The sequence below is a fragment of the Paenibacillus sp. sgz302190 genome (assembly GCF_059820445.1).
In genome coordinates this window covers 32,471-52,695 of record NZ_JBZYAO010000037.1, presented here as the reverse complement: position 1 = coordinate 52,695, position 20,225 = coordinate 32,471, and the positions used below count along the sequence as shown (strand labels likewise).

21 protein-coding genes are annotated in these 20,225 nt (G+C 52.1%); 9 read left to right on the top strand and 12 right to left on the bottom strand.

Annotated elements, in window-relative coordinates:
* Positions 1-230 precede the first annotated feature (230 nt).
* The gene (locus AC6RNO_RS29200) at positions 231-1,106 is read left to right on the top strand and encodes a hypothetical protein (RefSeq protein WP_474685483.1); all 876 of its coding nucleotides are present in this window, start codon (positions 231-233) and stop codon (positions 1,104-1,106) included.
* A 96-nt stretch (positions 1,107-1,202) separates the two neighbouring features.
* On the opposite strand, the gene AC6RNO_RS29195 is transcribed toward AC6RNO_RS29200, so the two are convergent.
* Both AC6RNO_RS29195 and AC6RNO_RS29190 read right to left on the bottom strand, forming a co-directional pair.
* Entirely contained in the window at positions 1,203-3,209 is a 2,007-nt protein-coding gene (locus tag AC6RNO_RS29195) for a PBP1A family penicillin-binding protein (protein WP_497107630.1), read from the bottom strand.
* A gap of 597 nt (positions 3,210-3,806) precedes the next feature.
* Entirely contained in the window at positions 3,807-3,953 is a 147-nt protein-coding gene (locus AC6RNO_RS29190) for an Ig-like domain-containing protein (protein ID WP_497107653.1), read from the bottom strand.
* 103 nt (positions 3,954-4,056) lie between these two features.
* On the opposite strand from AC6RNO_RS29190, the gene AC6RNO_RS29185 reads away from it, so the two are divergent.
* On the top strand, positions 4,057-4,767 hold the full coding sequence (locus AC6RNO_RS29185) for a YetF domain-containing protein (RefSeq protein ID WP_497107629.1): 711 nt from the start codon (positions 4,057-4,059) through the stop codon (positions 4,765-4,767).
* 104 nt (positions 4,768-4,871) lie between these two features.
* Here the strand turns inward: AC6RNO_RS29185 and AC6RNO_RS29180 are convergent, their stop codons facing one another.
* Positions 4,872-5,819, bottom strand: coding sequence for a substrate-binding domain-containing protein (locus tag AC6RNO_RS29180; RefSeq protein ID WP_474685519.1), 948 nt, complete (start codon positions 5,817-5,819; stop codon positions 4,872-4,874).
* A 172-nt stretch (positions 5,820-5,991) separates the two neighbouring features.
* Between AC6RNO_RS29180 and modA the strand changes: the two genes are divergently transcribed.
* Together modA and modB are read left to right on the top strand one after the other, a co-directional pair.
* Positions 5,992-6,849 (top strand): molybdate ABC transporter substrate-binding protein, encoded by an 858-nt coding sequence (modA, locus tag AC6RNO_RS29175; protein WP_497107628.1) that lies wholly within the window; start codon positions 5,992-5,994, stop codon positions 6,847-6,849.
* Positions 6,846-7,517 carry a molybdate ABC transporter permease subunit gene (modB, locus tag AC6RNO_RS29170; protein WP_474685479.1) on the top strand — a complete coding sequence of 224 codons (672 nt, stop codon included), beginning with the start codon at positions 6,846-6,848 and terminating at the stop codon, positions 7,515-7,517. Before modA ends, modB begins: the two co-directional genes overlap by 4 nt.
* Before the next feature lie 251 nt (positions 7,518-7,768).
* Here the strand turns inward: modB and AC6RNO_RS29165 are convergent, their stop codons facing one another.
* From AC6RNO_RS29165 to AC6RNO_RS29150, 4 genes are all read right to left on the bottom strand, one after another.
* The gene (locus AC6RNO_RS29165; protein WP_497107627.1) at positions 7,769-8,227 is read right to left on the bottom strand and encodes a DUF2269 family protein; all 459 of its coding nucleotides are present in this window, start codon (positions 8,225-8,227) and stop codon (positions 7,769-7,771) included.
* Between the two features lie 14 nt (positions 8,228-8,241).
* Positions 8,242-8,970 carry an NAD(P)-dependent oxidoreductase gene (locus AC6RNO_RS29160; protein ID WP_474685477.1) on the bottom strand — a complete coding sequence of 243 codons (729 nt, stop codon included), beginning with the start codon at positions 8,968-8,970 and terminating at the stop codon, positions 8,242-8,244.
* A 238-nt stretch (positions 8,971-9,208) separates the two neighbouring features.
* A complete protein-coding gene (locus AC6RNO_RS29155) occupies positions 9,209-9,541 on the bottom strand; it encodes a winged helix-turn-helix transcriptional regulator (RefSeq protein WP_474685476.1) in 333 nt (110 codons plus the stop codon).
* Between the two features lie 166 nt (positions 9,542-9,707).
* On the bottom strand, positions 9,708-10,130 hold the full coding sequence (locus tag AC6RNO_RS29150) for a MerR family transcriptional regulator (protein WP_497107626.1): 423 nt from the start codon (positions 10,128-10,130) through the stop codon (positions 9,708-9,710).
* 219 nt (positions 10,131-10,349) lie between these two features.
* On the opposite strand from AC6RNO_RS29150, the gene AC6RNO_RS29145 reads away from it, so the two are divergent.
* From AC6RNO_RS29145 to AC6RNO_RS29130, 4 genes are all read left to right on the top strand, one after another.
* The gene (locus tag AC6RNO_RS29145) at positions 10,350-11,471 is read left to right on the top strand and encodes an NADH-dependent flavin oxidoreductase (protein WP_474685518.1); all 1,122 of its coding nucleotides are present in this window, start codon (positions 10,350-10,352) and stop codon (positions 11,469-11,471) included.
* 141 nt (positions 11,472-11,612) lie between these two features.
* On the top strand, positions 11,613-12,038 hold the full coding sequence (locus AC6RNO_RS29140) for an SRPBCC domain-containing protein (RefSeq protein ID WP_497107625.1): 426 nt from the start codon (positions 11,613-11,615) through the stop codon (positions 12,036-12,038).
* Position 12,039: 1 nt separating this feature from the next.
* Positions 12,040-12,372, top strand: a complete 333-nt coding sequence (locus tag AC6RNO_RS29135) for an ArsR/SmtB family transcription factor (RefSeq protein WP_474685473.1) — start codon at positions 12,040-12,042, stop codon at positions 12,370-12,372.
* 290 nt (positions 12,373-12,662) lie between these two features.
* A complete protein-coding gene (locus tag AC6RNO_RS29130) occupies positions 12,663-13,070 on the top strand; it encodes a hypothetical protein (RefSeq protein ID WP_474685472.1) in 408 nt (135 codons plus the stop codon).
* 356 nt (positions 13,071-13,426) lie between these two features.
* Here the strand turns inward: AC6RNO_RS29130 and AC6RNO_RS29125 are convergent, their stop codons facing one another.
* Together AC6RNO_RS29125 and AC6RNO_RS29120 are read right to left on the bottom strand one after the other, a co-directional pair.
* A complete protein-coding gene (locus tag AC6RNO_RS29125; RefSeq protein ID WP_474685471.1) occupies positions 13,427-13,648 on the bottom strand; it encodes a hypothetical protein in 222 nt (73 codons plus the stop codon).
* Between the two features lie 706 nt (positions 13,649-14,354).
* On the bottom strand, positions 14,355-15,254 hold the full coding sequence (locus tag AC6RNO_RS29120; protein WP_497107624.1) for an alpha/beta fold hydrolase: 900 nt from the start codon (positions 15,252-15,254) through the stop codon (positions 14,355-14,357).
* A gap of 231 nt (positions 15,255-15,485) precedes the next feature.
* Between AC6RNO_RS29120 and AC6RNO_RS29115 the strand changes: the two genes are divergently transcribed.
* On the top strand, positions 15,486-16,058 hold the full coding sequence (locus AC6RNO_RS29115; protein ID WP_497107623.1) for a hypothetical protein: 573 nt from the start codon (positions 15,486-15,488) through the stop codon (positions 16,056-16,058).
* Positions 16,059-16,149: 91 nt separating this feature from the next.
* Here AC6RNO_RS29115 and AC6RNO_RS29110 read toward each other — a convergent pair whose 3' ends face one another.
* The 3 genes from AC6RNO_RS29110 to AC6RNO_RS29100 are packed head-to-tail and all read right to left on the bottom strand — an operon-like array spanning position 16,150 to position 20,223.
* Positions 16,150-18,117: a prolyl oligopeptidase family serine peptidase gene (locus AC6RNO_RS29110; RefSeq protein WP_497107622.1), complete on the bottom strand. Its 1,968-nt coding sequence runs from the start codon at positions 18,115-18,117 to the stop codon at positions 16,150-16,152.
* Between the two features lie 49 nt (positions 18,118-18,166).
* A complete protein-coding gene (locus tag AC6RNO_RS29105) occupies positions 18,167-19,387 on the bottom strand; it encodes a trans-sulfuration enzyme family protein (RefSeq protein ID WP_488437415.1) in 1,221 nt (406 codons plus the stop codon).
* A gap of 23 nt (positions 19,388-19,410) precedes the next feature.
* Positions 19,411-20,223, bottom strand: coding sequence for a carbon-nitrogen hydrolase family protein (locus AC6RNO_RS29100; protein ID WP_474685466.1), 813 nt, complete (start codon positions 20,221-20,223; stop codon positions 19,411-19,413).
* Positions 20,224-20,225: the final 2 nt, after the last annotated feature.

The window sequence follows — 20,225 nt, the reverse complement described above, 5'->3', positions numbered from 1 at the left end:
AATGTATATATTAAAGGGGGGTCATATATAGAATAGCCCAGGTACATTAAAACAAGATGAAAATGATATTTCATTTGCATTACAAATCTGCGACGTTCGTTCGAAGGATCGGCGGAATTGTTGAATGCCGCACGCGATGCGGTTGACTCGGGCGGCAGAGGCACCTCTGCTTGCGGGACCGCCTTAAAACCGGATTTGCGCCCGAACGTTGTGGTAGAGGTGAATTTGCAATGAAAAAAAGAGCGTCAATAAGTATCGCCGTTATCGTATGCGTCGTCCTGGCGCTGTGCGGCTGGACAGCCTATGCCGCGCAATCGTCGAATTCCGCGGCTTCGGAGACGGCGACCGGCACGTTCAAATCCATTAGCAGCGATGGGGCCAGCGTAACTATAACTACTGCCGCCGGGGAACAAACGATGCCGCTGGCCAAATCCGTTTGGGTCTACCGCGACGAGCAAAAGGCGCTGCTGCCGGATTTGAAGCCGGGCGACCAGGTCGAGGTCATCCTCAACAGCAAGCATCAAGCAGCCTACATAAGAGCGGCTTCCGGGCAGGGGGGCGCGTCTGCGGCGGTGCCGACTGCAGCGCCGACAGAGACGCCGGCCGCAACGCCGAGCCCGACACCGACTGCTGCGGCGGCATCGTCCACGAAAGCGCCGTCACCGACGCCGACGGCAGGGCCGCGAGCGACCCCGCCTGTGCAAACGCAGGGCGTCTACCCCGGTTTGGACGAACTGGAGCTGAAAGTGGACGGTAAAAACTTTAAGCTTCGCATCGAGCAAACGCACGGGCCGGGCGGAGCGGGGTACGAGCTCAGCCTGAAGCCTGGCGGCAGCGGCTCGATTCATCTTAAAGGAGCGGAGGCCGCCGCCTGGATCAAGCAATTGTTGGCTTCCGTGGATTTGAAGTCGGATTCCGCCCGTCAACAGGTGCTTGGACAAATCGCCGATCAATACGGTCTCGACGCTGGCAGCATGCAGGTGCAATTAAAAACCAAATGGGCGCAGCAGAACGAGGATAAACACGAGAAACAAGCCAAAAAAAACGGGAAGTCCGAAGGCCGTGACAAACATAGCAAGTCGGACGACGAGAATGAGGACGATTGAGGAAACGCTCCGAAAATGAAAAGACGCCTGTCCAGCCGCTGTACGAGCGGGGATCAGGCGTCTTTTTTGCCGCAGCCGCGTCGCGGACAGCTGCGGTTATTTTTTCTTCCCTTTGCCATGGCCGTGGCCGGGCTTTTCGGAATGCTCCGTCGATGCGGAAGATGGAGAGGGTGACGGTGCCGCGGCTTCCGGCGCAGCGTCAACAGCCGCGGGAATATCGAATGCAGCGGCCGGCGTCTGCGCCAGGGCGCGGGACAGCATTTCCCGAAACAGCACGGCCGGCACGGCGCCGCCCGACGTAGTCAAGTAATGGTTGCGGTCGGTATAGTCGTAACCGACCCAGACCGCGGCCGTCAGCTCCGGCGTGTAGCCGACGAACCAGGCGTCTTTCGCGGCATTCGCGCCGGCGCCTTTGAATTCGTCCGTGTCCGGCAGTTGGGTCGTGCCTGACTTGCCGGCAACCGGCCGGTTCATGGCGGCATTGCGGCCGGTCCCGCGGATAACGGCTTCCTGCAGCATGGAAGTCATCGCATTCGCGGTGGAAGGCTGCATCACCTGCTCGCCTTTCGCGTTCGCCTCGACCAGCACATGGCCGTCGCCGGTTTCAATCCGGGCAATCGTATGCGCCTTGTGCAGAACGCCTTTGGCGGCGAAGGCGCTGAACGCCTGCGCCATCTGCAAAGGAGAGACGCCCTTGGACAGACCGCCGAGGGCGATGCCGAGCTGGCGGTCTTCCGCCGGAAGCGTCAGGCCCAGCCGGTCGGCGAAGGCCAGACCGCTGCCGATGCCTATTTCCTTGAGCAGCCATACGGCCGGGACGTTCCAGGAAGAGACGATCGCTTCCCGCATCGTGACGCTGCCTCTCGATTGATGGTCCCAATCTTCCGGCTGGTAGCCGTCGATATTAAGCGGTCCGTCATAGAGGACCGAAGCGGGGGTGTAGCCCTTCTCCAAAGCCGGGCCGTAGACGGCAATCGGCTTGAAGGCGGAGCCGGGCTGCCGCTTCAGCTGCGTGGCGTGGCTGAACCCCCGGAACACCCCGTCTCCGCGCCCTCCCGCAACGGCGCGGATGCCGCCGCTGCTCTGATCGAGGATGACGGCGCCGCTCTGGATCAACTGATCCTGCTTGCTGTCCGGAAAGAAGCTGTCGTTGCCGTAAACTTCAAGGGCGGCGTTTTGCGCCGCCGGATCAAGCTCGGTCGTGATCCGCAGGCCGCCGGTGAGGAGCTGCTCCTCCGTGAAGCCGTAACGGTTCACGGCCTCTTCGATCACGGCGTCGACGTAGGCGGGATAGCGGCCTTTCAGCTCGCCCTTCTTGTTGTTTTTGACGACGCCGAGCGGCGAATTTTTCGCTTGCAAATAAGCTTGATCCGTGATTTTCCCCTGCTCGCGCATTAATGCAAGCACGGTGTTCCGCCGCTCCAACGCCTGGGCTTCGTTCTGAAACGGCGAATAGCGGCTCGGCGCTTTGGGCAGGGCGGCGAGCAGCGCGGACTCCTGCAGGGACAAGTCCTGCACGGATTTTCCGAAATAGGTCATAGCCGCGCTCTGCACCCCCCAGCTGCCCTCGCCGAAATAAATGCTGTTCAAATACATTTCCAAAATGTCGTCTTTACTGTACGTCATATCGATATTCAACGCATAGGCGGTTTCGCGCAGTTTGCGGCCAATTGTTTTGTCGGCATTCAGGAACAAGTTACGCGCAAGCTGCTGGGTGATGGTGCTTGCTCCTTCGGAGTAGCCGCCCCGCAGAACGTCGCGGACGAGCGCCCGGGCAACCGCCTGCACATCGACGCCGGAATGCTCGTAAAATCTTTTGTCCTCCACGGCGACAACCGCATCGGTCAGCGTTTTCGGCATATGCGACAGCGATACCGGGTTCATTTTCGATGCCGATAGTTGGGAGGCGGGCTTTCCGTAGCGGTCCAGCACGAGGGTCGGCTCCGGCAGCGGCTGGTCCAGCTTGGACACATCGAGCCCGCGAATGTACAAATAACAGCCGGCGGCCAAGCCTGCCGCGCCCGCGAACAAAACAGCGCCGACAGAGGCCCACAGCTTTTTGTTTTTCAAAAATGAAGATGAAGCCTGTTTCGGTGTATTCATGAAAATCCTCCTTACCCGCGCCTATAGGATTCGCAAGGCAGGCAAGGAATGCGACGCTATACAAAAAGACGCCTCCAAAACCCATTGTGCAAATGGGAATAAGGCGTCTTTTTGCGTTGGCGTGGCATCCCTTGACGGGGAGGAGGCAACCGTTTCAGCCGAGTCCCGGGCACGTCCCAGGCTCTTTGGCCCCGCCGGTCGCCGGTCGAAACACATTCCTGCCCGACAAGACACCGCCAGAAATGCAAAGGAACCCTGCAAATCTGAGGTTGCTGAAAAAACTCGCACGCTGAGGGCAGCGCATCCATCCGACAGGGCGAGGAAAACCTGCAAAAGTGCAGTTTTTTGCCCGTTGTGACGCTGGTAACGAACAATTCCTGCAATTGTGCAGGCTTTTCAGCGGGGACATGGGCTCAGGTCCATTTTCAGCGAAAATTCCTGCACTTTTGCAGGCTTTTCGCCCGAACGAGCCACTTTCCCGGAAAAAGCCTGCACTTTTGCAGGTTTTTCAACGTTTGTGTCAAGGCGGTTCAATTAGGGGGCTAAACAGCTTTCGCAGTTTTTTCGGCGTTCGTGCCAAGTCGATTCAAATAGCAACTAGTTTGTAACGGTGACGCTGACAGTGGCTGTTTTGCTGCTATCGTTGGTGGTTACGGTAATGGTAGCTGTTCCGGCTGCTTTGGCCGTTATTGTGCCTGATGTGCTCGCTGCTGCGATGCTGTTGCCGTTGCTGCTCTTAACGATATGTGGCGTTGGTTGGCGCCAGGCAGTGGGCCATAACTATATAGCCGGATCGTGCATGTTTTCCAACATATTACAAATACTAGCGGTCAGGAGGCGAAACGCTATGGTGCTGCTTGATACGGCTTTTCGGACGCTGATTGCATTTATTCTTATGATGGCTATTACCCGTGTTATCGGCAAGCATACGATTGCACGCATGACCTATCATGATTTTGTCGCATCTGTTACGTTGGGGGCGATCACGGCCAATCTCGCGTTCAACACCCAGCTAAGGATATGGAATCCGATTGTTTCTTTTTTAACGTTCAGCCTGATTGCGTATCTCATTTCGTACATTTCTTTAAAATCGCGCAAATCGCGCAAATGGTTGGCAGGCAAGCCTACGGTCGTCATCGAACACGGCAAAATTTTGGAGCAGAATTTGAGGAAAATCAAAGTTTCGCTCGATTCGTTAAATCAGGAATTAAGGGAGGTTCAGATTTTTGACCCCGGAGAAGTGGAGTATGCCGTCCTGGAAATCAACGGGAAGCTGTCCGTGTTGAAAAAGCCGGAATACATGCCTGTTTTGCGCAAGGACCTGCAATTGCTTTACCCTGCTAATAAGCCGCAGTTCCCGGTTGAGCTGATCATGGACGGACAAGTCGTAACGGAAAATTTGCGCCTGACCGGGTTATCGCCGGAATGGCTTTCCGCGCAGCTGAAAAAGCGGGGGGTCAAGGCGGAAGAGGTATATTACGCGGTCAGGGGGACCAACGGGGAGATGTTCTACGATTTGTATCAGGATCGTATTCGGCATCCGATCGATGTGGAGTAACCGGGGCGATCGGAGCAGCCGGAGCAACTTAAACAACCCAAAATACCGCAAATCCTGCGAAAAACGACGGGTTTGCGGTATTTTGGTGTTTGCGGTCTTTTGGTTCATGTTTCGAGCAAAATGCGTCCTGTCTGAGACAGGTCATAGCCTTGGATGGAGCGCAGCTCGCTTTGAAACGGCTCGGATTGCAAAACCTGTTTGACCTGCTCGATCCATTCGAGATTTTCCGGTTTTTTGAGCATGACCAGATCGTAGCGCTCCCGGATCATGCAGATGAAATCGACGCCGCCGACCAGGTGAGCGGCCTTCTCGTTGCCGACGCCGACGTCGGCTTGTCCGGAGGCGACTTTGCCGGCTACGCCAAGGTGATTCGTTTCTTCCTCGTCATACCCCAGCAAGGATTGGGGGGAGATGCCGTGGAGCCGCAGCTGCTCGTCCAGCAGCACGCGTGCGCCGGAGCCTTTTTCGCGGTTGGCGATCCGCAGCCCGGGCTGCTTGAGATCGGCCCAACTGCCAATTTGCTTCGGATTCCCTCGGGGTACGTACATACCTGCATTGCGCGAAACAAGATTGACGACGACGTAGGAGGAGCCGATCAGCAGCTTGCGGATATAGGGGAGATTGTATTCGCCGGTATCCCCGTCCAGCAGATGGGTGCTGACGATATCCGACTCGCCGCGGTACATCGAAATCAGGCTGTCCAGACTGCCGACATAGGAGCGGAGCGGCCGGAAGCCGGGCGCTTTTTTTTCCATGTATTTGGCCAGTATGTCCAGACTGACGTCTTGTCCGGTAATGACGAGTGGCCGGGCCGAAGATGCCGGAGATTCGCTTCGTGCCGCAGGCGCGGGGCTGTCCGCTCTGAAAGCTGCGGGATTCCCGCTTTTTGCCCGATTTTTGTAGGCCTCCAGATCCGTCGCGTCCACGCGCATCTGCTTGCCGACCCGGTAGGCCGGAAGGTCGCCTTTTTTGATCAAGTCGTATACGGTCAGCTTGGATATTTTCAAAAGTTTCGCTATTTCTTCAGTCGTATAGGAGATGTCGGCTGTCATAATGGCCACCTGCTTTCCGTTTGCATGTATATTCATCATAAGCGGATCGTTCCGGCATTTCAATTTTAATGTTAGATATTTACTAGTATACAGGGATTCAGTATAATTATTTACAATTAAATAGGTCTAAATATATTTAGATAGATTATATTTTATAGGTGGAGGGATTCATATGTTTAAAAGAGTTAAAGCCAGTAGTCTGTTGTTGCTGCTCGGGATTGCCATTGCCGTCTTCACGGGTTGCGCAGAGAAGAAGGAACAGCCGGCGGCAACTGCCGGGACCCAGTCGCAAACGCCTGCAGCCACTGCTCAAACGACGCAGACTCCTGCTGAAAAAGTGGAGCTTACGATTTCGGCGGCGGCAAGCTTGACCGATGCGTTGAAAGAGATTCAAACCGCTTATGAAGGCAAGAACAAAAATATAAAGCTGAACTTTAATTTCGGCGCTTCCGGCGCTTTGCAGCAGCAAATCGAGCAGGGAGCCCCGTCCGACGTATTTCTTTCGGCTGCAACCAAAAATATGAAAGCTCTCGTCGACAAACAGCTGATCGATAGCGCACAGCAAAAAAATTTGCTGATCAACGAATTGGTCGTTGTGGTGCCTGCCGACGGCAAAGCTTCCGTGCAAAAGGTCGAGGATTTGTCCGGTGCGGATATTAAGCATCTGGCCGTAGGCGAGCCGCAGACGGTACCGGCGGGAACTTATGCAAAAGAAGCGCTCACCAACGCCAAATTGTGGGACTCGCTGCAATCCAAGCTGGTGCAGGGCAAAGATGTGCGCCAAGTTCTTACTTATGTGGAATCCGGCAACGCAGAGGCCGGTTTCGTATACAAAACCGATGCGCTCACTTCGAAAAAGGTGAAAGTGGCCTTCAGCGCCGATCCGAAAACATACACGCCTATCGAGTATCCTATCGGCATCGTGAAAGCGACCAAGCACAGCAAGGAATCCGCCGATTTTTACGCCTATCTCCAAACGAAAGAAGCGCTGGACGTGTTCGTAAAACACGGTTTTACCGTGCCTAAATGATCATGCCGTCAATCGATTGGAATGAGTTTGTTTCTCCCATTCTGATCTCCTTGAAGGTGGCCGTCTTTTCCAGCGTGTTTGTTTTGGTGCTCGGAGGATTATCGGCATGGGGGATGTCGCGGCGCAGCTTTAAAGGGAAGACGCTGGTGGAAACTTTGTTTTTGCTGCCGCTGGTGCTTCCTCCTACGGTCGTAGGTTTCATCCTGCTGGTGTTTCTGGGCAAAAAAAGCTGGATCGGCTACCTGATGGAGCGCTTGTTCGACCAGTCGATCATTTTCACCTGGGGGGCTGCCGTGATCGCTTCGGTCGCGGTAGCTTTTCCTTTGGTGTATCAAACGATGAAGACCGGGTTTCTTTCGGTCAGCCGGGACCTCGAAGACGCAGGCCGGTCGTTGGGGGCGGGCGAGTGGCAGGTGCTGCGGTTCATTACGCTGCCGATGGCCTGGCGTTCTGTCGTGACGGCGTACATACTCGGGTTTGCCCGCGGGCTGGGCGAGTTCGGTGCGACGCTGATGATTGCGGGAAACATTCCGCACAAAACGCAGACGCTGCCGACAGCGATTTATATCGCCGTGGAGTCCGGGGATTCGACGCTTGCCTGGTGCTGGGCCGGCGCGATCATTATTATATCTTTTATCATGTTGTTTGCGGTTAGCGGTAAAAAATAAGCATCGCCACGGTTATCAAGACCTAAATTTATTAAATAAGGGGGTTCACATTAGACGTATCTAATATGTGAACCCCCTTATTATTAAGCTATCGTTCCTCGTTTGTTTAACTTGACGCTCCTCTATTTGTAATACTCGATAATAGAAGCATGCGGTACTTCACCTATCTCTCCTACTAGGGTACGAAAAGCCATTCCGTGCCCAGTAATTATCACCTTTCGATATTCAAGATACTTAGCAATTACTTTTCTTTAAAATGGCTTAACGACCATAAGCACCAATATGGCAATCATCAGCAGCTGTGTTGCCGTCTCGATTGGTACGATCTTTTTTATCAGCAGTCCGAACTCGGCGGGTATTTCATTACCATGGTCTTGACTTTCAGATATGATCTTTATGATCTTTTTCATACGCGGCTCGATCCATCCGTCGATCATGACGACCATGAGCAGCGATGAAAGGATGGATACATTCAGCCACATTTGGGATAACCCCATCTTGGTTATGATCATAAGCCAAACCCCGGTTAAAATAAGTACGGTTCCGCCAATTTTAAGCATTATGGCAAGTCTGGTCGTTATACCAAAAGCAAAGTGCATCTGGCCCACGGTTCTAGCGGATCTTCGAATGATGGGCATCACGATAGCGGGGCCAATTACGGCGATCGAAGCCAATATATGCAAAACGAGCAGTAATCCAAACAAACCCATTATCCCCCTTCTCCTCAGTGCACCGTAATATTGCTTTGATAGGCTAGACCGACCCTTTTTCTTTTAAACGCTCCTCCGAGCTCAAGATGGTTCAACATACATATTGCGACATCGTCATAAGCAACATTCAGCTCTTGAAGTCGGCTGAACAAGTGACCGGCTATATCTGCCTCGGAATATTCCCTGATCGTCTCCGGAATCGGAACGGGCAAGGTTTCCGTTGTTACATGTAGATGAACCGGGTCTGGATGCTCTCTCGAATCAATCATTGTTCCCGGACACATAATGGACCAATCGAGCCCAGTCTGTTGTAGCCTTTCGAAATTCCGGTTGTGATTTCTATACTCAGGTGGGAAGCCGGGTAAATTGTTGCCGATAAGATCAGTATATGGAATATCCAGCAGGCCGGCTCCTCCCATTATCCATACCCGCCCAGAGAAACTAGGTTGGGATTCACATTGGCTTATAATGTTATCGACGATACGAACAAACTCTTCTCCCTGGCCCGCATGGCCGGCCGCAATAATAGCGGCGTCTTGATGCGCGAGTGCCTCACCGACGCTCACCGGGTCCATAATATCGTCCACGATCACCTTCACATGCTTTGCGGAATGCTCACCTAGTTGATCATGAAGCTTCTCAGAATTTCGCACAAATGCGGTCATTTCATGCCCCATTTTTATCCCTTGTACCAACACTCTTTTCCCTGTATTCCCCGTCGCTCCAAAAACAATAATTTTCATTGTTCTTTCCTCCTCTTAAATGGACCCCAACATTTGGTTAACTCAAGCTTAGCATCGCTTCAAAATTATGTTAAGAACCCACTTTAAAGTAGGGTACTTACTTAAAAGTAAGCATGACCAACCCGATAATTAATTCATATCAGGAGTGCGGCTGTAGGTAAACAAAAGCTGCCCGGAATCCCGTGGCAGCTTTTGTTTTGAGTTGATTGAATTAGTGTGCAAGTTCATTGAACCAGCTTTATGACGCTGGCTCTTCATATTTCCGCTTATTATGGTTTTCTCCCCAAGCACACATGACTTCTGCTACAGGAATCAATGTTCTGCCGTATTCACTAAGAGAATATTCTACTTTTGGAGGGACAGCAGGGTAGACCGTTCTATCGACTATGCCTTCTCGTTCCAAATCTCGGAGATGTTGTGAAAGCATTTTTTGTGAAACATCAGGTATAAGCTTTTCCAGATCGTTGAATCTCTGTTTGGATTCAATCAAATGCCATAAAATCATTGGCTTCCATTTGCCACCTAAAACATGAATGAGTGTCTCAACTGGACATTCACGCTGATGAATCATTGATAAATCATCCCCTTACTTTTAAGTAAGTGCATTACCTAAAATTAACATAACAAAATTTTACGATAGCTCTACAATCAAGTCAATCGTTGAAACTAAAAAGGATAAAGACATTAACGAATGCAGTATTCACCTCCGCCCTACTATCCCATAAAACAAAAATACATTAATTCACATTCTTAAGCTCCAGACCGTGGCATTTAAAGTTATGATTGGGATTTTTCTTAACCTCTTCTTTCTGAAGTTCATACATGGCTATTTTATAGTTTATTTCCTCCAAGTGCCTTAAGTCTTCTTCAATTTTCTTCTGCACTTCCCATTTATGCTTCATCAACATTTCTTGTCTTTGCAAGAAGGTAGCATTTCCTACTTCAAAAAGATCCATATATTCTTTTATCTTAGCAAGAGACATTCCTGTCGCTCTGAGACAACGAATAAAAGATATCCAATCTATATGTTGTTCGGTATAAACTCTTCGACCGTTTTCATCACGAGATACATTTGGCAGAATCCCTTGCTCTTCATAAAATCTAAGTGTCTTTGCCGATATATTTAAGTTCTCCACTACATATTTCATTGAATACAACATTTACCTGTCCCACCTCTAGTTACAGTTACTGTAACTAAAAGAATATCATAGAGGATTATGAAAATCCAATAATCTTGGCTTATTCATATGAAAATTTACGCTTGACTTACCCTAACGTCAACAAATTACATTAAGGTAGAACCTGTAACAGGGAGGGTTGCGATGGATCAGAATGGTAATAATAGCACCAGAAAAATACTGGATAGAGAGGTTAATGAAATGAATCAAACATACAGTAAGTTATTTAAATCCTTCACATTCAGAAGCGGAATAACAATCAAGAATAGAGTCGTTATGGCACCTATGACAACCTGGTCAAGTAATGACGACCTTACCATTTCGGATGAAGAGGTACACTATTACAAACAAAGAGCAAATGGAGTAGGACTCGTCATTACAGGTTGTACTCATGTTACACCTAATGGGCAAGGTTTTACGAATGAATTTGCCGGATACAACGATGAATTTATTCCAAGTTTACGAAAATTAGCTGATGCAGCCAAAAGTGGAGGTTCCCCTGCTGTACTGCAGATTTTTCATGCAGGCGATAAAGCCTTGCCTGGATTGGATGCAGTCAGTGCGAGTGCATTGCAACCTGAGGTTACTACTTTTGGTCCAAGTGCAGAAACAAGGGAGCTATCCCATGAGGAAATCGTGTCAACTATACGTGCTTTTGGCGATACAACGAGAAGAGCGATTGAAGCTGGATTTGATGGCGTCGAAATTCATGGAGCCCATGGATTTTTAATTCAAAACTTTTGGTCTCCGGCAACCAATCAACGGACAGACCAATGGGGGGGAACACTTGAGAATCGACTGCGTTTTCCATCGGCAATTATTGAAGAAATCAAAAAGGTAATTGAAATGCACGCTACAAAACCATTCATGTTAGGATATCGTTTTTCCCCTGAAGAATCCTCCAAAGTGGGCGGATTACGAATGAAAGACACATATGAATTAATTGATTTCCTTGTTGAACAAAATTTAGATTATATACATGCTTCATTAGATCATGTTTCTTCCAAGCCGGTAGATAGTCAAGATGAAAAAACAAGGCTTGAATTGATTCTTGAGAGAGCAAACGGTAAGGTACCTGTGTTGGCGGCCGGTTCCATAATAACACCGGATGATGCTCTTAAAGCTATGGAATTAGGATTACCGTTAATCGCCATCGGGCATGCGTTAATGATGAACCCCGATTGGGTTGAAAAGGTTGCAAATGGACGTGAAGCCGAGGTCGCTTCTGAGCTGAGCGTTTCGAAACGCGACCAGCTTCATATTCCAGAAAAACTTTGGAATGTTATTCAAGCATCGCCAGGTTGGTTTAAAATTGGTAAATAGAAAAGTAGCCTATAGGCTACTTTTTCTATTACCTTGAAGTAACCTGCCAGTTAGCTGGCTTGACACGAAACCAAAAGGTTTCGTAATATATAAAGAGAAACCTTTTGGTTTCGTATTATGAACTGGAGGTATTACTGAACTATGGAAAACAAAAGCCAGCCGACACTGCCGGATATTCGCCAGACTATTGTATTGAGCGCGCCGATTCAGAAAGTATGGAACGCCGTAGCTACATCGGAAGGCATTGCCGTATGGTTTATGCCCAATGATTTTAAGCCTGAAGTAGGGTATGAGTTTCACCTGGAAGCGGGTCCTTTCGGCAAGTCTCCTTGCAAAGTAACGGAAATTGATCCGCCGAACCGCCTGTCTTTCCGGTGGGGCAAAGATTGGACGCTCACATTCGAGCTCGCCGATCAGGACGGCAAAACGGAATTTACGCTGATCCATTCGGGCTGGGATATCGACCAGGTTACCGAATTCGGACAGCCGCACACGGTCGTTCGCGGCAACATGGAACAGGGCTGGGAAGGGATTCAAAAAAAGCTGGCCGCCTACGTCGAGGCCTGAAATGGCTGAACCGTCCCCGAAACACGACGTGTTTCAGGCCATCGCCGATCCGACCCGCCGCAGCTTGCTGAAGCTGCTCAGCGATCGCGAAATGCCCGTCACCGCCATCAGCGGCCACTTTCCGATGAGCCGGACTGCCGTGTCCAAGCATTTGCGCATTTTGGCCGATGCGGGGCTCGTGAAAGAGCAGAAGGTCGGCCGGGAGACGCGGTACAGACTGGAGCCGGAGCCGCTGCTCGAATTGAAGCGCTGGCTGGCTTATTATGAGCGATATTGGGAAAATCGCTTGTCCGTGCTCAAGCATTACGTGGAGTCGGACGAGTCTCCGGAATAGAAAAAGAACCGCGCGGAATGGGCATCTGCGCGGTTCTTTTTTTATTGTTTAGGAAATTATGATTCTCATCGTCTGTGGATAATATGTATATAAATTTGTGAATAAGCGAAGAAGTTGCTTATTCACACGATAAAATTACCATAATTTTACTTGAAATATTTGTATGATGATGTTAAATTGTATATGTAACAAACATATATTTACATTAAAGGGGTGATTAAAGAAAATAATTCCTTTATTTGGTAGTTTTGTGAGACGGAAAAAATTTATTAAAGAGGAGTGTTTTAGCTATGAAAAAACTGATCGCATCCACTTTCGCAACGTGTCTTTTATTTGCTTCTGCTGTTCCAGCTTTCGCTCAAGATAACAATCAGGCTGCTTCCTCAACCGCTGCAAGTGTAGTAGCTGCTAATCAAATTTCGAATGCTCAGCTAGCCTCATTTTCTATTAATTTTTCTTGGAGGTCAGTTCCTAATCTATATAGATACGACTACAGTGCTATTAATCTAACTGATAATTATACTTATGAATTTGGTTCTCAAACTGCGACTGGTAAATATATTACCGGATTTGTACCCGGGAAAACTTATCTGTTTGCAGTTACCGCATATGATGCAAACTTTAATAATATTGGTTCAGGGAACGTTCAGTTTGTTGCCAGCCCTTCAACGACCAGCTATTATATTAATTTAAGATAAATAGCACGAAGAAAGCGTACCTATGCAAAAAAAAGTAATATAAAACCGACGGATCGCGAGTTCATCGCGATAGTTCAGCAGCAAACCAACAAATACCGCTCACTTATTGGTTTCTACAAAACCGGTAAAGGAGCGGTATTTTTAGTTGTTACGACCGGCAGCACGTTGAACCAATGCGCGAAGGCGATCAAGGAAGCGGTGCCCGCAGAAGTGTTCGGGACCACATGAATAATGGGAATTTTTAAGGGGGGGGCTGACGAATGAGTCTGAATGTAGGAAATTGCCCGAGATGCGGCTGCATGTATGTCAAAGGCGGCATATACGATGTTTGTCCCGGTTAAGCGTGGGCTGCACCCTTATCCGCCGGTCCGTTTCATTTCGAAAAACTCGCAAGCTTCACGGTCGTAGTAAGTCAGCTCGCTGACCCTGGTCTGAACGACGACAGTCGTATCGCTAAAACGCAAAATAACGGCGTTCGAATCTACGATATGATCATCTTTGAAAATCCGGATGCTGGCTTGCCGTTCTACAGCCTCCTGAAAATCGGCATCGGTGTGCAAACGATAGTTGCGGGCCATCGCACCATTTCCTTTCTCTCTGCATGGTTCAAAGCTTCCGCTCTATTGTACCACAAGTTACGGATTTACCGTCAAATGCCCTGATTGCAAAATGCGGGTAAGAAAGCGTAAGCGTGCCGTTCGCATCGCGCATCGCCGTTACGCTGTTCGAGCTGGCGAGAAGGAACCTGCTGCCGATGCTGATCGGACTCGCGGTAACGACGGTTGTCGTGATGCTTTTGGTGTAGTCTCGGAGGAGGGGCCCGAGAGGGGCCCACGTCCGCCGCGGCCAGGCGTCGGCTCACGACAGCCTCTCGGAACGATGCGAGGAGGTCGTTGGGTGACTAGCCTGGGCTGGGCAGAACGCAGAAAGCCCGCGAAAGTCAGGCGGCTGAAAACCTCGCATGCATGGGGGTAGTGCACCTACTTGGGGGGTGCGCAGAAAGCCTGCAAAAGTGCAGCTTTTTGCCGATTAATACTCTGGATTCTAAAAATTCCTGCAAAAGTGCAGTTTTTTTTGCTGAATATGGGGCTCAGGGCCATTTTGATCGGGAATTCCTGCACAATCGCAGGCTTTTTCTCCAAATGACCGGATTCCTGAGAAAAAGCCTGCACTTTTGCAGGTTTTGCAGGTGGTTCAGCCGCTCCGCCAACGGTTGCGCTGCCTTTAAAATCATCCTGCCAGCAAACCTTTGCCCCGCATTTTTCTCCGGAGTATTGTATCGTTTTATGTGGTACGCAGCAAAAAATCTGTGATCTCCACGTTTAATTCATGCTGGAAGCTCTCGCGATTAAAGCCCGGCGGGTCTTGCGAGGGAGGAAAAGATGGATTAGTCATGGCTTCCGGAAATGGGCTCAGAAATGAAAAATGCCCGGCATTCTCAACGATTCTGTGTTGAACCTTTTCACGATCGGGGACCCCGTTCAAAATAATTTGTACATGAAAATAAGGCGTAAAGGAATCCTTTTCTCCAGCGAGCATGAAAATGGGGATGTCGACCGCATTCAATGCGCCATCGGCTTTAAACCAGACGGATGCCGGTGCCAAAAGAACCAATGATTTGATTCTGGGCTCAGGTGTAACATGGATGAGATGGGATTGCCCGTCCGCAGACTCATTCGGGAACGAAGTCGGCACGCCTCCCGCTGCTGCCAAGGCCGAGTATCCGCCCATGGAATGCCCGATTAGCGAAACGGCATCCTGTTTTAAAACACCCGCAAAATCCTTGCTGCTGAAAAACCAATCGACAGCCGCCCGAATATGCCGGGGTCTTTGGGTCAGGTTCTCGACCGTATTTGCCATGGTGTTATTTTTCACATTGTTGAAGGGGTGTTCAGGCAGGCCCACGATAAACCCGTTACGCGCCAAATGGCGGGCAAGCGTCCGATAGACAAGAGGCGAACCGCCGTTGCCGTGAGAGATTAAAATCAAGGGGAATACGCCTTCTTGCGGTGCGGCGTTTTTCGAAACATCCAAATAGTAGGGGCCTAGTCTTTCGGTTTTTTCAGGAGTACATGTCGGGTACATAACTATCATAGGAAAAGTTACACCTGTTTGCTCATCGACGAGTTCAACCTCCCGGCAGCCGGCAAGCAGACTTCTGTTCACTTCTTTCTCTTCTTGCATATTTATGTCATCTCCTCGAACTTCATCCAATGCTAAACGTATCCATTAATTTATGCAAAGAACCCTGTATGAGTGAATAGGGCATACGAACTGGAGGGAAACACTGTACAAACCATTCCTTCGGGAATAGTTCCCTTTTCCTGTTCAATCCAGACAAAGTGATTATACACGCAGAGTTCGCAGCCATTCCATACGAGGATTAGGATTGAAGCTGGAGGCGGGAGGAACCCCATGAGGTTAGCCAGCGGGTTGGCAAGCCGAAAGCCTGCGATTGTGCAGGAATTCCTGGTGAAAATGGCCCTGAGCCCCGCATTGAGCGAAAAAGCCTGCACATTGGCAGGAATTGTTCGAGACAAGCGGAGCAAGGCGAAAAAACCTGCACTTTTGCAGTTTTTCTGCACCTGTGTTGCAGTTAGCCAGCAGGTTGGCAAGCCAAAAGCCTGCGAAAGTACAGGCTTTTTTCGTGAATGTGGCCCATTTGGCGGAAAAGCCTGCGATTGTGCAGGAATTCCTGGTGAAAATGGCCCTGAGCCCCGCATTGAGCGAAAAAGCCTGCACATTTGCAGGAATTGTTCGAGACAAGCGCAGCAAGGCGAAAAAACCTGCACTTTTGCAGTTTTTCTGCTCCCAACGTCGCAAAGCAGATGTGCAGCCAGTAGTGGGCGAGTTTGCCCACATCCGGGGCACCCGACGGGACGTGGTCGACCGATCGCCGTCATGCAGCGCAACACCGCGCGCTGGAAGGTACGGCGCGGCGCACCTGCGCTGCCAAGTAGTGCACAACCAGCCGGCCGGCCCCGTTAGCGAGAGGGTTTTCCGCGCCGGCATCGGAAAAAAGACGCCCCAACCCCCACTTGCGGAAGTGGTTGTGCAGGCGTCTTTTCACATCGCGCGCTCACGCGACCCGGTCGTCGTTGAACCAGGCGATGATCCGGTTCAGGCGCTCGACGCGCAGCGAAGGCTTGCCGCTTTTCAGCAGCGTATGGTTGGCGTTCGGGAAGCGGACGAACTGCGTGCGTTTGCCGAGGCGCTTCAAGGCGACGTACAGCTGTTCGCCCTGCTCGATGGGGCAGCGGTGGTCCTGCTCGCCATGTAGAATCAGCAGCGGCGTTTCGATCTGCTTCACGTAAGCGAGAGGCGAGCGTTTCCACAGCTTTTCGGGATCGTCCCAAGGGTTTCCTTCGATTCCCCCTTCGGTGTAAGAGATGCCGATATCGCTCATGCCGTAGAAGGAGAGCCAGTTCGAAATCGACCGATCCGTGACTGCGGCGCGAAACCGCCGGGTTTGGCCCACGATCCAGTTGGTCATGAATCCCCCGTAACTGCCGCCTGTCACATACAGCTGCGTTTCATCGATAAAGCCGAAATGGCCCAGCGCGTAATCGACAGCATCCATTAAATCCTCATAATCCCGCCCTCCAAAATCGCCCCGGCAGGCGCGCACAAAGTCTTGGCCGCAGCCGAAGCTGCCCCGCGGGTTCGTATAAAGAACGACGTATCCTTGCGCCGCCAGTGTCTGAAACTCATGGCTGTAATCGTTGGCGTACAAGGCGTGAGGGCCCCCGTGAATTTGCAAAATGAGCGGGTATTTCCGGTCCTGCTCCATATCCGGAGGCGTCATGATCCAGCCCTGGACGTCCCAGTTATCCGAAGTTTTGAACCAGAACGAAGAAGGGCGGCTCAGCTCAAGCTGCTCCAAAAAAGCGTCATTGCTTGCCGTCAACCGGAGTTCTTCGCGCGTCTGTAAATCGATCCTGTACAAATCGCCCGGCAGCAAAGGTTCGGTGGAGGCGGCGATCAAATGCCGTCCATCGGCCGTAACGCCGAATTGGTACACGTCTCTGTCCCCGGCGGTTATTTGCTCAAAGGAGCCATCTTCGTAAAAGCGGTAGACGTGCACGCTGCCGTGCAGAGAACCAAGCGCAAGCACGGAGGAGTCGTCGGCAAAAATCAGGGGACAGGCCGCGATGGCTTTCATATCGCTAAGCGCAAAATTGCCGATCTGCATCTCCAGCAGCCCGGTTATGCAGGAAAGGCGGTCCTCCCGAACGAAAAAAATCCGGTTGTGCGTAGCGCTGCCGTAAGCGCGGTCGTTCGCGATGAGGGCGATCGTTCTGCCGTCCAGGGAGCAGCAGGCTTGGCTGATAAGTAAAGTCGAGTCCGTATGCTTCACGAGCTCGCTGCCATCGGCGCGGACGGTGTACACATCGTTGAAGGCCAACAGGTCGATGTCCTGGGCGGGATCGGCCGCGATTTTGGCCAGGAAGCCGAGCCTTTGCCCGTCCGGCAGCCAAAACGGCTGAGCCGCGTCATAGGCTCCGGACGTGACCTGCGCGATGCGGCCGCTGCGCACATCGAGCACGAACAGGTGCGCGTACAAGCCGTCCCACCAGCCGGAGCCTTCGGCTTTCGGGCTTGTGCGGTCAATGACGCGCACCTGGTCGGGCGCGGCCGCTTCTTCCCCGGCGGCCGTGGCCCGCGCCGTGAAGGCGATGGCCTGCCCGTCCGGCGCCCAGACGAACGCGCTGACGCCGTGCTTCGCACGGGTCAGCGGGCGAGCCTCCCCGCCTTGCGCGGGCAGGAGCCAGATCTGCCGGCCCTCCTCTCCGGCGGCAGCGTGCAAAAAGGCGAGCGACCCGCCGTCCGGCGACCAGGCGGGGGCTCCGTCTCCAGCACCGTACGTAAAAGCGCGGTCGCCGCCGCCATCAAGCCCGACGACCCGAATGGACGTCCGGTAGTCATTTTTATCGCGCTCGATCGTTTTGTGCGTGTAGGCAACCAGGCCGGCAGCCGAATTGACTGCCGGGTCGGCGATCCACCGGTATTCGTACAAATCTTCCGTTGTTATTTTTCGTTTCAGCATGCTCGCCTCCGTTTCCGTTTCGTAGCCTTGCATTTCCGCCTGCCGGGGATCAAAGCGCCTGGCTGATGACCCGGCCCTTCTTTTCGCCGGCGGCGGGCGCTAAGGCCTGCTCCAAATCCGCGATAATGTCCGCCGCGCTTTCCAAACCGACGGAAAGCCGGATCAGGCCGTCCGTGATGCCAAAACGCTGCCTTTCCCGCTCCGGGATCGAGAAATGGGTCATGGAAGCCGGATGCTGAACGAGCGTTTCCGGGTCTCCGAGACTGAAAGAAATCAGAGCCAGGCGCAGCCGGTTGATGAAAGCTTTGCCGGCTTCCAGGCCGCCTTTCACCTCGAAGGAGACGATGCCTCCCATGCCTTGCATCTGCGCCTTGGCCAGCGCGTGCTGGGGATGGCAGGGAAGCCCGGGGTAATAAACGGCTTCGACCTGCGGGTGGCCGTCCAGGTAGGCGGCGACCTTCATCGCATTGTCGCAGTGCGTTCTGACCCGGATACCCAGCGTCTTCAGCCCGCGGAGAATGAGGAACGCGTCCCATGCGTTCAAATGCTGCCCGAGATCCCCGGCAATCCGCTTGCGGATAAAATCGATAACGTCTTTACGGCCTACGACCAGGCCTGCCAGCACATCGCCGTGGCCGTTCAAATATTTCGTCGCGCTGTGCACGACCACGTCCGCTCCGAGCTCCAGAGGCCGCTGCAAGCATGGCGTCATAAACGTATTGTCGACAATGAGCGGAATACGGAATTGCCGGGCGATGGCGGAAAGCTGGGCCAGGTCCAACACCGTGAGCCTGGGATTGGAAGGGGTTTCCACATAAATCGCTTTGGTGTTTTCCTTGATGGCGGCCAGCACGCTGTCCGGATTCGTACAATCGGCAAAATCGCACTCAATGCCGAAGCGGGGAGCGAGCAGCGTCATAAAATTGTAAGTTCCCCCGTAAACGTCCTTGGTTACGACGACATGGTCCCCATGCTGCAAAAAAGCCAAAAGAGCCGCGGAAACCGCGGCCATTCCGCTGCTCAGCCCGACGGCGTCTTCTCCGCCTTCGAGCAGGGCTATTTTTTCTTCCAGCGCGCGGGTCGTAGGGTTCCCGTATCGGCCGTAATACGTTCCGGGCATACTTCCGGCTACGACGGCCGCAGCCGTTTCAACGTCCGGAAACGCGTAGGCGACGGCGGGGACGACAGGCTGGGAGACGGCTCCCGTCCGGTCGTCCGGTTTTTGCGCGGCATGAATCGCCAAAGTATCGAATGTCCAGCCTTCTTTCATCGGGTTCCCTCCGTTCATGGGGTTTATTCGTATAGCTCAGGTCTCCGGTGCACATAGGAAGGCAGCTTCGCGCGCACCTCTTCGACCCGTTTGAGATCGATGCGGCACGGGATGAGCGCTTCGGTCTCGGGCCCGGCGACCATCGTAACGCCCATCGGATCGACGACGAGGCTTTGCCCGATGTAAAAGTTATCGCTGATTTTATCGCAGGCGACGACAAAGACCGTATTCTCGATCGCTCTTGTCGTGACGAGATTGGTCCAATGCATTTCCTTCATCGGGCCGCGCACCCAGCCTGAAGGAACGATGATGATGTCCGCGCCGTGCATCGCCTGGTAGCGGGCAATTTCCGGAAATCGCAGCTCGTAACAGACGAACAGGCCGATTTTGCCGAAAGGCGTATCGATCGGTTTGAAAAGCGCGTCGCCCGGCTTGATGTTGCGCGATTCGTTATAGCCGAAGGCGTCGAACAGATGGGTTTTCCGATACACGCTGACCACCGCTCCGTTCGAATCGACGACCACCGTCGTATTGTAGACGCGTTCCTCTTGAGGGTCTTCCACCGCTTCCCGCATGCCGAAAATAAGCCAGACGCCGTGGGCTCTTGCGAGCTGCGCCATCCCTTGAACGAAAGGGCCGTCAACAGGCTCCGCATCTTTTAAAGAAACGTCCTTGGGCGTGCCGATAGGAAAATGGCTCATGAACACTTCGGGAAAAACGATCAATTGCGCGCCGTGCACGGAGACCGACTCCTGAACGGCGGCCTCCGCTTTTTTCAGGTTGATATGCTTGTCGTCGGTGGAGATCAATTGCGCCATAACCAGTTGAAAAGCCATTT